This window comes from Microvirga massiliensis, from assembly GCF_001006805.1.
Classification (GTDB): domain Bacteria; phylum Pseudomonadota; class Alphaproteobacteria; order Rhizobiales; family Beijerinckiaceae; genus Microvirga; species Microvirga massiliensis.
In genome coordinates, this window is the sequence record NZ_LN811355.1 from 257,170 (window position 1) to 258,281 (window position 1,112).

Consider the following 1,112-nt stretch of genomic DNA (forward strand, 5'->3'; position numbering starts at 1 on the left):
CCGGGGCGAACGGCGGGATCGGCATGGGGTCCACGATGATCACAGACGCGCGGCGCGGGAGCGGGGCATGAGGCCCGGCATGAATAGAGGCGCGCGCCGCGGGAGCAGGGCATGAGCCGGGTCGAGGTCACGCCAGCCGCGATCCCGGCGGTGAAGATCATCCGCGTGCCGGTGTTCGAAGACCCGCGCGGCACCTTCAGCGAGGTCTACAACCGGCAGGCCTTGGCGGCGGCCGGGATTGCCATCGGCTTCGTGCAGGACAACGTCTCACTGTCGCGCCCGGTCGGGACGGTGCGGGGCCTGCACTTCCAGGCGCCGCCCTTTGCGCAGGACAAGCTCGTGCGGGTGGTGCGCGGGCGGATCCTCGACGTGGCGGTGGACCTGCGGAGAAACTCGCCGAGCTTCGGGCGGCATGTGGCGGTCGAGCTCTCGGGCGAGAACCGGCTGCAGCTTCTGGTGCCGGTGGGCTTTGCGCACGGCTTCTGCACGCTCGCGCCCGACACCGAGGTCTACTACAAGGTCTCGGCGCATTACGCGGCCGCGCATGATCACGGGCTCGCCTGGGATGACCCGGCGCTCGGGATCGAATGGCCGGTGAGCCCCACCGAGGCGCTTCTGTCCGACAAGGACCGCGCGCAGCCCAGGCTCGCCGACCTCCCGCCGACCCTGACCGCGTGGGGTGAGTGATGCGCGTTCTCGTGACGGGCCGGGATGGCCAAGTCGCGCGGGCGCTGGCCGAGCGCGCCGCAGCCCAGGGCGTGACGGTCGTGCCGCTTGCCCGGCCGGAGCTCGATCTCAGCGCGCCTGAGACGATCCTGCCGGCCCTGCGCCGGGCCGGGGGCGACATCGTCGTGAATGCCGCCGCCTACACGGCCGTCGATCGCGCCGAGAGCGAGCCCGAACTCGCGCAGGCGATCAACGGCACGGGCGCCGGCGCGGTCGCCGCGGCGGCCACTGCCCTCAAGATCCCGGTCGTGCAGCTCTCGACCGACTACGTCTTCGAGGGCACCTCCGAGCGGCCCTACCGCGAGAGCGATCCGGTCGGGCCGGTCAGCGCCTATGGCCGGTCCAAGCTGGCGGGAGAGGAAGCGGTCGCGGCCGTCACTCTCGAT

2 protein-coding genes are annotated in these 1,112 nt (G+C 72.0%); both read left to right on the forward strand.

Features of this window, described 5'->3' with window-relative positions; translation table 11 throughout:
* Positions 1 to 111 precede the first annotated feature (111 nt).
* On the forward strand, positions 112 to 687 hold the full coding sequence (gene rfbC / locus BN1233_RS19595; RefSeq protein ID WP_046865275.1) for a dTDP-4-dehydrorhamnose 3,5-epimerase: 576 nt from the start codon (positions 112 to 114) through the stop codon (positions 685 to 687).
* The coding region (locus BN1233_RS19600; protein ID WP_147707404.1) for an SDR family oxidoreductase at positions 687 to 1,112 on the forward strand (426 nt) is incomplete at its 3' end. The genes rfbC and BN1233_RS19600, both read left to right, overlap by 1 nt.

What these genes read in the sequence shown, in the direction of transcription:
- rfbC (WP_046865275.1), top strand. Translation starts at nt 112, where the DNA reads ATGAGCCGGGTCGAGGTCACGCCAGCCGCGATCCCGGCGGTGAAGATC.